Here is an 8191-nt window from a genome sequence, read left to right as displayed (position 1 = left end):
CTTCCCTTTCCGGCGAGTCCGACTCTATCAGATCCTTTCGGGCCTGATTCCCAGTCAGCGGGGTTTGTCTTCCCGGCCGTTGGGCCGTTCCGACGAGTGAGACTTTAGCGGAATCCCGGGCCCCGACGCTAATCGGGGTCGCGTTCCTTCGAACGCGGATTCCTCATTTCGCGAATGCGCACAGAAAGCCCTGCGACATATGTCGCCGGTCAGATGTGGTTACTGCGGAATGGCTGTCCGGGGACCGACCGGAGTCGGCGCTCACGTCGGACAACTCGGAGAACAGTACGGATGGGGGCAGGCCGTGTCAACCCCGGGTCGGGCCCGGGTGCTGCTGGAAGGCGAGGCGGTAGTCGCGGGGGCTGGTGGAGAGGTGGCCGGCGAAGTGCTGGCGCATGGTGATCTCGCTGCCGAAGCCGGTGCGGCGGGCCACCTCGGGGAGCGGGAGGTCGGTGCGCTCCAGGAGCTTCTGGGCTGCGGCGATGCGCTGGGTGATCAGCCAGCGCAGTGGGGTCGTGCCCGTGGTGGCCTGGAAGTGGCGGGCGAAGGAGCGGGGCGACATTCCGGCGCGGGCGGCGAGTTCGGCGACCGTGTGCGGTTCGGCCAGATGGGTCAGGGCGAACGCGCGTACCGCGGCGAGGGTGTCGGCGTCGCGGTCGGTCCGGGGAGTGGGGTGCTCGATGAACTGGGCCTGGGTGCCCGTGCGGAACGGGGCCGTGACCATCGAGCGGGCGATCGTCGCCGCGGCCTCGGCGCCATGGGCCGTACGGACGAGGTGGAGGCAGAGGTCGATGCCGGCCGCCGTGCCCGCGGACGTCCAGATGTTGTCGTCGTGGAGGAAGAGGGCGTCCTGGGTGACCCGCACCCGGGGGTACCGGGTGCGGAGGAGGTCGGCGAGGTTCCAGTGGGTGACCGCGCGGCGGCCGTCCAGGAGGCCCGCCTGGGCGAGCGTGAAGGCCCCGCCGCACAGGGACGCGATCGGGGTGGCTCGGGTGTGGGCGCGGCGGAGGGCTTCGAGGACCGGGGCGGGGGCCGGGGCCGGGGCCGGATCGCCGTCGAGGCCGGGGACGACGATCAGATCAGCGCGGGCCAGCCAGGCGAGGGTGCGGTCGGGGGTGAGGGAGAGACCGCCGCGCAGGGCGATGGGGGCGGGTGCGGCGGCGGTGCGGCGCAGTTCGAAGGGCGGTACGCCGCGGTCGGTGCGGTCGACGCCCCAGACCTCGGTGATGACCGAGACGTCGAAGGCGCGGATGCCGGGGAAGGCGACGAGGGCGATGCGAGGGGGAGCGGAAGCGGGGTCCCGGGAGGTCTCCATCGTGGCAGTAAAGCATCGGTCGATGGCTTTTTGACCTCTGGGCCTCGGGGTCCCCGGCGCGCCAGGATCGTTCGTATGGAGATCACAGGGAACGCGGCGCTGATCGTGGTGGATGTGCAGAAGGGCTTCGAGGAGGAGTCGTTCTGGGGGCCGCGGAACAATCCCGGGGCGGACCGGAACATCGCGGGGCTGATCGACGCCTGGCAGGCGAGCGGGCGGCCCGTGGTGTTCGTACGGCATGACTCGCGCGTGCCGGGGTCGCCGCTGCGGGCGGGGCAGCCCGGGAACGGCTTCAAGGGGTACGTGGAGGAGCGGCGCGGCACGGGCGGTGGGCCCGAGCTGTTGCTGACGAAGAGCGTGAACTCCGCGTTCTACGGGACGCCGGACCTCAAGGAGTGGCTGGACCGGAGCGGGATCCGGCAGTTCGTGGTGGCCGGGATCCAGACCAACATGTGCGTCGAGACGACGGCGCGGATGGGCGGGAACCTCGGGTACGAGGTGTTCGTGCCGCTGGACGCGACGCACACCTTCGACCTGACCGGGCCGTGGGGATGGACGCAGAGCGCGGACGAGCTGGCGCGGGCCACCGCCGTGTCGCTGCACGGCGGTGGGTTCGCGAAGGTGGTGCGCAGCGCGGAGCTGATCGCGGCCGTGGCGTAACGGCCGTCCCGCGGTCCCCGGGGTCAGCCGTTGCCGGAGGCGAGCTCGCGGCTGCGGTCGCGGGCGGCTTCGAGGGCGGCGATGAGAGCCGCGCGTACGCCGTGGTTCTCCAGCTCGCGGATGGCGCTGATGGTGGTGCCCGCCGGGCTGGTGACGGCTTCGCGCAGCTTGACGGGGTGTTCGCCGCTGTCGCGGAGCATCACGGCGGCGCCGATGGCGGCCTGGACGATCAGTTCGTGCGCCTGGGCCCGGGGCAGGCCGAGCAGGATGCCCGCGTCGGTCATCGCCTCGACGAGGAAGTAGAAGTACGCGGGGCCCGATCCGGACAGGGCGGTCGCCGCGTCCTGCTGGGACTCCGGGACGCGGAGGGTCTTGCCGACGCCGCCGAAGATCGCCTCCGCGGCGGCGAGGTGGTCGGTGGTGGCGTGACTGCCCGCCGAGATGACGGACATGCCCTCGTCGACGAGGACGGGGGTGTTCGGCATGACGCGCACGACCGGGGTGTTCGCGGCGAGGCGTTCCTCGATGAAGGAGGTCGTGATGCCCGCGGCCGCGCTGATGACCAGGCGGTCGGGGGTGAGATGCCCGGCGAGTTCGTCGAGGAGCCGGCCCATGTCCTGGGGCTTGACCGCGAGGATGAGGATGTCGGCGCGTCCGGCGGCCTCGGCGTTGCTGACGGAGTCGACGCCGTAGCGCTGGTGGAGTTCCTCGGCGCGCTCGGCGCGGCGGGTGGTGACCAGCAGGTTCGCCGGGCGCCAGCCCGCCCGGATCATGCCGCTGAGCAGGGCCTCGCCGATCTTGCCGGTGCCGAGGACTGCGACTGTCTGGGTCATGTGGTTCACCCTCCGGGCGGTGCTGACGGTTCTCGGTGCGCGTGTGCGCCATCCTCGCACCGCCCCTGCCGGGTGGTGCGTGTGCGGGCGGGGCCTGTGCGGAGGCCGGGGCCGCCCAGGTCAGGGGTGGGGCCTGTGCCGGAGGCCGGGGCCGCGGGTCAGGGGGTGGGCGGGGGCGGACCGGGGCTGATCGCCATGTTCAGGTCGACCGTGTAGCTCTCCTCGACCGTGCCGTCCGGGAAGAGCTCCGCGAGCCGGTCGCGCTCCTCGGCGAGGAAGCCCCGTGTCGGCTCCGCGCCCAGGACGAGGAAGGCGGAGTGGCTGCCGAGGTTGGCGAGGTGCGTGTCGACGGAGACCCGCCGGGTCCAGGGCACCCGGCGGTGTACGAAGTCGAGTCCGGAAGGCAGGTCGCGGGAGCGGACGGGCGAACCGTGGGCGGAATCGCCGGACCCGAGGAAGCGGCGTAGGCGGGCGTCCTGCTCGGCGATCCAAGGGACCGAGTGGTCCGAGACGTTCCACCAGAGCGCGAGCGCTCCTCCGGGCCGGAGGACGCGTCGTGCCTCCGGGGCGGCGCGGGACGGGTCCGTCCAGTGCCAGGCCTGGGCGTATGTGATCAGGTCGGCCGACGCGGTGGCGAGGGGGAGGCGGTTGCCGTCACCGCGTACGACGGGCACGTGCGGGAGCGAGCGGTGGAGCTCCTCCGCCATCCCGGCGCCCGGTTCGACGGCGACGACGTGGGCGCCGCGCTCGTGGAGCAGCCGGGTGGCGATGCCCGTGCCGGCGCCGACATCGACGACGCGGGCGCCGGTCAGGGGGCGGCGGAGCAGTTCCTCGACGGCGTCGAGGAGCGCGGGCGGGTAGCCGGGGCGCGCTGCGGCGTACTGGGCGGCCGCACGGTCGAAGGAGAGCGCGCGGGAGGAGGGGGTGTGGGAGGAGGGGGTGTGGGAGGAGGGGGTGTGGGAGGAGGGCCTGTGGGAGGGGTCGATGTGGCGAGGGAGCGCGCGGGGGGAGCGTTCGCCGGGCGGGGGTGGTGTGCGGGGCGCATCGGAGTCAGCGTCAGCGGGAGACATGGGGCTATCGTGGCGCGCTCTCGGGCGCCCGCGCTGGTGCTTTCACGGCGTGCCCGCGCAGTCCGCCGGGGTCTGCGGCGCGGATGCGATGGGCCTTTCGCCGCGTGCCCGCTCGGCCCGCTCGGCCCACTCGGCCCACTCGGCCTGCCCGGCCTGCCCGGCCTGTCCGGCCTGTCCGGCCTGTCCGGCCTGTCCGGCCCGCTCGGGCCGCCAGGGCGTGCGCTGGTGCTTTCGCGCCGGTGCCTGTGCGCTGGGCGGGCGAATTCCGCTCTTCCTCCCCGCGCCGGCGGGCTCGGCGAGCCGTGCGCCGGTACGCACGGCGCCCGCGCCATCCCGGTGGAAGCGGATCCGGCGGTTCGTGCGCCGGGGCGCACGGTGCCGTGGTGTCCGTGGTGTCCGCGGTGTTCCCGGGGGGCGGATGCAGTGGGGGGTGTGCGCCGGGGCGTACGGGGCTTCCGCTCGGGGCGGGTTACTTGCGCTTGGGGCGCTTGCCCTTGCCGGGCTTACGGGCCGCCGGGTTCCCGGTGCGGGCCGAGCGGCGCTTCTCGTAGCGGGCCAGGGCCGTCTCGTACTCCGTGCGGTGCAGTTGCTCGCCCGGCGCCTCCCGGAACGTACGGAGGAAGTAGGCGATCAGCGAGCCGACGAAGCCGATCGTCTTGAGACCGCGCAGATTGGCCTCGCGGGCCGGATCGGCGGGGCGGCGGCTGAACCCTTCCCAGGTCTTGCGGAAGGCGATGGCGCTACAGATCGCGAACATCAGCACGACCAGGATGCCGACGAAGCTGCCGACGTCGGCGATCTCCAGCCCCTGGTAAGCGAAGCGGAGCACGAAGCAGGCGGCGACCGCGGCGGCCAGGGAGCCGACCGAGGCGCCGACGCGGCGCAGCCCGTAGCCCCCGCTGTGGTCGACCCAGGTCGTACCGAAGAAGCGCAGGGGCTCGGGCTGCGGGCCGGGCGTGGTGGAACCGGGCGCGGCACCGGTGCCGGGGGCTTCGCTGTTCTCGCTCACGAAGTCGATTATCCCCGGCGGCCACGGTCCGGGACGCGGCGGTCGGGTTTCCGGGCGCCGTCCCGCACGTGCTTCCGTACGCGCTTCCGGGCGCGGTCCCGCACGCGCTTCCGGGCGCCGTCCCGTGCGCCGTACGCCCTACCGGTCAGTCAGTCGCAGCGCGGCGCGATGTAGCCGTCGCTGCCCGTGTGGACGTAGGCGTCCGACACGAACTGGCCGTTGGCGATGTTGTCCCAGATGTTCGAGGTGCCGTACGGGCCGGTGACCCGCTCCCCCGGCTTCTGGCAGTAGACCGGGACCTTCATCCCGTACGGGAGCGTCCGGACGATCCCGTACTTGGTGCCCGGTCCCGTACGGACGTTGACGCGGTAGCCGGGCGCGATCGGGTACCGGGTGACGTCGTCGCTCCCCGCGAGCGTCGCCACGTCCTCGCCGGCGTCGGCCACGACGGTCGTGCTCTCGGTCTGCTCTTCCATGGCCATGAGGCCCTCCCCCGTCGAGAGATGGTGTGTACGGCGTGTACGACGCGCAGGCTACAAGCCCCATCCGTATCGCACGCACCATCGACTAGGCTCCGTGCGTCGCGCTTGCGGACGAACACACGGGGGTGGGCGATGCCGCCGCTGCGAGGTACCGGAGCCAGTCCGGAAGCGGAGCATCCGGAGTACGCCGGGCAGTACCGTCTTGAGGCACGTCTCGGCGCGGGCGGCATGGGTGTCGTGCACCTGGCCCGCTCCGCCTCCGGGCTGCGGCTCGCCGTCAAGGTGGTGCACCAGCAGTACGCCTCGGACCCCGAGTTCAGGGCGCGTTTCCGGCAGGAGGTCGGGGCGGCCCGGCGGGTCAGCGGCGCCTTCACCGCGCCGGTCGTCGACGCCGATCCGGATGCCGTACGGCCGTGGATGGCCACTCTGCACGTGCCCGGCCCGACGCTCGCCGACCAGGTGAAGCGGAACGGTCCGATGGCCCCCGCCGAGCTGCGCAGGCTGACGGCCGGGCTCGCCGAGGCGCTGCGCGACATCCATCGGGCCGGGGTGATCCACCGCGACCTCAAGCCGAGCAATGTGCTGCTCTCCGACTCCGGGCCCAAGGTCATCGACTTCGGGATCTCCCGCCCGTACGACAGCGATCTGCGCACCGAGACGGGCAAGCTGATCGGTTCGCCGCCGTACATGGCGCCCGAGCAGTTCCAGCGGCCGCGCGAGGTCGGTCCCGCGGCCGACGTGTTCGCGCTGGGGGCCGTGCTCGTCCATGCGGCGACCGGCCGGGGGCCCTTCGACTCGGGCAGCCCGTACATCGTGGCCTATCAGGTCGTGCACGACGAGGCCGATCTGGCGGGGGTGCCCGAGGACCTGGCTCCTCTGATCGGGCGGTGCCTGACGAAGGACCCCGCCGGGCGGCCCACCCCGGACGAGATCATGGCTGCGCTGCGCCCGCCCTCGTACGAGGCCGCCGCGTTCATACCGTCGCAGCGACGGCGGGTCGCGGACGGTTCCGAGGACGACGGCAGTGGTACGGACGGCAGTGGTGCGGACGGGAGGGGTGAGGACGGGAGGGGTGAGGACGGCGGGGGTGCCGAGGCGGTCACGCACGCGGGCCGGGGCGCGGCCGGACGGGACAAGGCCGGGGACAAGGGCCGGCACGGGACCCGGAACGAGGCCGACGGCAGGGTTCTGAGCGGCAAGGCGACCGGTGGCGGCAAGCGGCGGTGGCTGGCGGCCACCGCGGCGCTGCTGGTCATGGGGGCCGGCGGGGTGTGGGCCGTGGGCGCGGGGCTCGGCCCCGGCGGCTCCGGCGGGGCGGACGGGGCGGGGGAGGCGGAGGCGGCGCTGGGTGCGGCGGAGTCGTTCTCCCCGTGGCGGACGCCGTTGCGGACCACCGGCAGCGCGACGCCGGTCTGCTCCCCGGCGGAGGTCTCCGGGGAGGGTTCCGAAGGCGGCTCCGAGGAGGAGTCCGGGGGTGGTTCCGGCGAGCGGGCATCGGGGCGGTCGCCGGGGCTGTACTGCGCCGCGGGCGGGGCCGGGGTCAGCCGGCTGGACCCCGCGGACGGGCGGGTGCTGTGGTCGCGCAGCGCCCCGGGAGGCGGCCCCTCGGTCGGCGTGGTGTCGGTCTCCGGGGGCCTGGTCCACACGGCGGTGCCGGGCGGGAAGCTCCGGGCGTACGACCCCGCCCAGGGCGAACAGGTCTGGGACGCGGACCTCTCCCCGTATCTGGGCGTCCCCTTCGACGCGGGTGACACCCTGCTGCTGGTCGCCGAGGACGGCACGACCGAGGCGCTCGACTCCGCGACCGGGGTGTCCCTGTGGCGCCACCGGCTCGCCGGGCACCAGCGTCCGGACTACGCGCTGTACGACGGCCGCAGCGGGCTGGCCTACGCGTTCGAGCACTCGGCCTACGGGTCCACCACCCTGGTCACGGCCGTCGAGGCCGCGACGGGGCACACGGCGTGGCAGCGCCGGCTGGACGGGATGCTGACTCCGGTGGGCACCTCTGACGGTGCGCTCGTGCTGACCGCCATGAACGGGGACGCCCAGACCATCGGGCTCGTCCGCTACGAACCGGGCTCGCGCCGGGCCGTACGGCTGGACCTGCCGTTCCGGATGAACGAACCGGAGGTCGTGGTGGGCGGGGACACCGCCTATCTGCTGGCGCACGGCGGGAGGCTGGTCGCCGCCGACATCCGGCCGGGCGGCGGCAGGACGGTGCGCTGGCAGCTGGAGACCGCCGCCGGACGGACGTCCGCGCCCGTCCTCGCCGCCGGGGACCGGCTGTACTTCTCGGCGGCGGACGGGCGGCTGCTGGCCGTGGACACCGAGCACGGAAAGCTGCTGGGGCAGACGAGCCCCCGGCTGCGGAACGGGCGGCTCACCTACTCCTCGGCACTGCCCGCCCCGGTCGCCGCCGGGCGGACCGTCTTCGGCACGGCACCCGACGGGTCCGTCTTCGCCGTGGACGGACGAGACCCCGCACGCTGGTGAGAGCGGGCGGGGTCGTGCGTCGTCGTTCAGCCGCTCCGCTCGGTGGAACGGCGCGGGCGTCCGCCGGAGCTGAACGGATATCCGCCGGAGCAGCGCCGCCGCCTGCTGGAGCAGCGCTGTCGCCCGCCGGACTGCGCGGGGTCGCCCGCCGGAACTGAACGGCAGTCCCCGGAACAGCGCCGCCGTCCGCCGGACCGCGCGGGGTCGCCCGCCGAAGCTGAGCCGACGCCCGCCGGAGCAGCGCCGACGTCCGCCGGACTGCGCGGGGTCGCCCACCGAAGCTGAACGGCAGTCCCCGGAACAGCGCCGCCGTCCGCCGGACCGCGCGG

General features: G+C 73.9%; 8 protein-coding genes. 2 read left to right on the top strand and 6 right to left on the bottom strand.

All coding sequences use genetic code 11. The annotated features are described in order from the left end of the window. Positions 1-307 precede the first annotated feature (307 nt). The gene (locus ACFVFH_RS13315) at positions 308-1315 is read right to left on the bottom strand and encodes a GlxA family transcriptional regulator (RefSeq protein ID WP_383766735.1); all 1008 of its coding nucleotides are present in this window, start codon (positions 1313-1315) and stop codon (positions 308-310) included. Between the two features lie 75 nt (positions 1316-1390). Between ACFVFH_RS13315 and ACFVFH_RS13310 the strand changes: the two genes are divergently transcribed. Further along, complete coding sequence (locus ACFVFH_RS13310) at positions 1391-1975, top strand: cysteine hydrolase family protein (protein ID WP_383766732.1); 585 nt, start codon at positions 1391-1393, stop codon at positions 1973-1975. A 23-nt stretch (positions 1976-1998) separates the two neighbouring features. Here the strand turns inward: ACFVFH_RS13310 and proC are convergent, their stop codons facing one another. The 5 genes from proC to ACFVFH_RS13285 form a co-directional block, all read right to left on the bottom strand. Beyond that, positions 1999-2808 carry a pyrroline-5-carboxylate reductase gene (gene proC / locus ACFVFH_RS13305; protein ID WP_383766730.1) on the bottom strand — a complete coding sequence of 270 codons (810 nt, stop codon included), beginning with the start codon at positions 2806-2808 and terminating at the stop codon, positions 1999-2001. A gap of 158 nt (positions 2809-2966) precedes the next feature. Continuing rightward, positions 2967-3878, bottom strand: coding sequence for a class I SAM-dependent methyltransferase (locus ACFVFH_RS13300; protein WP_383766727.1), 912 nt, complete (start codon positions 3876-3878; stop codon positions 2967-2969). 42 nt (positions 3879-3920) lie between these two features. Next, on the bottom strand, positions 3921-4196 hold the full coding sequence (locus ACFVFH_RS13295; protein ID WP_383766725.1) for a hypothetical protein: 276 nt from the start codon (positions 4194-4196) through the stop codon (positions 3921-3923). Positions 4197-4347: 151 nt separating this feature from the next. After that, complete coding sequence (locus ACFVFH_RS13290) at positions 4348-4887, bottom strand: hypothetical protein (RefSeq protein ID WP_383766722.1); 540 nt, start codon at positions 4885-4887, stop codon at positions 4348-4350. A 149-nt stretch (positions 4888-5036) separates the two neighbouring features. Beyond that, positions 5037-5369: an SH3 domain-containing protein gene (locus ACFVFH_RS13285; RefSeq protein ID WP_383766720.1), complete on the bottom strand. Its 333-nt coding sequence runs from the start codon at positions 5367-5369 to the stop codon at positions 5037-5039. A gap of 132 nt (positions 5370-5501) precedes the next feature. On the opposite strand from ACFVFH_RS13285, the gene ACFVFH_RS13280 reads away from it, so the two are divergent. Continuing rightward, the gene (locus tag ACFVFH_RS13280) at positions 5502-7862 is read left to right on the top strand and encodes a serine/threonine-protein kinase (RefSeq protein WP_383766718.1); all 2361 of its coding nucleotides are present in this window, start codon (positions 5502-5504) and stop codon (positions 7860-7862) included. The last annotated feature ends 329 nt before the right edge of the window (positions 7863-8191 follow it).

Origin of the sequence: Streptomyces sp. NPDC057697, from assembly GCF_042799335.1 — a bacterium.
Taxonomy (GTDB): Bacteria; Actinomycetota; Actinomycetes; order Streptomycetales; family Streptomycetaceae; genus Streptomyces.
This window is presented reverse-complemented; position numbering and strand designations above follow the sequence as displayed.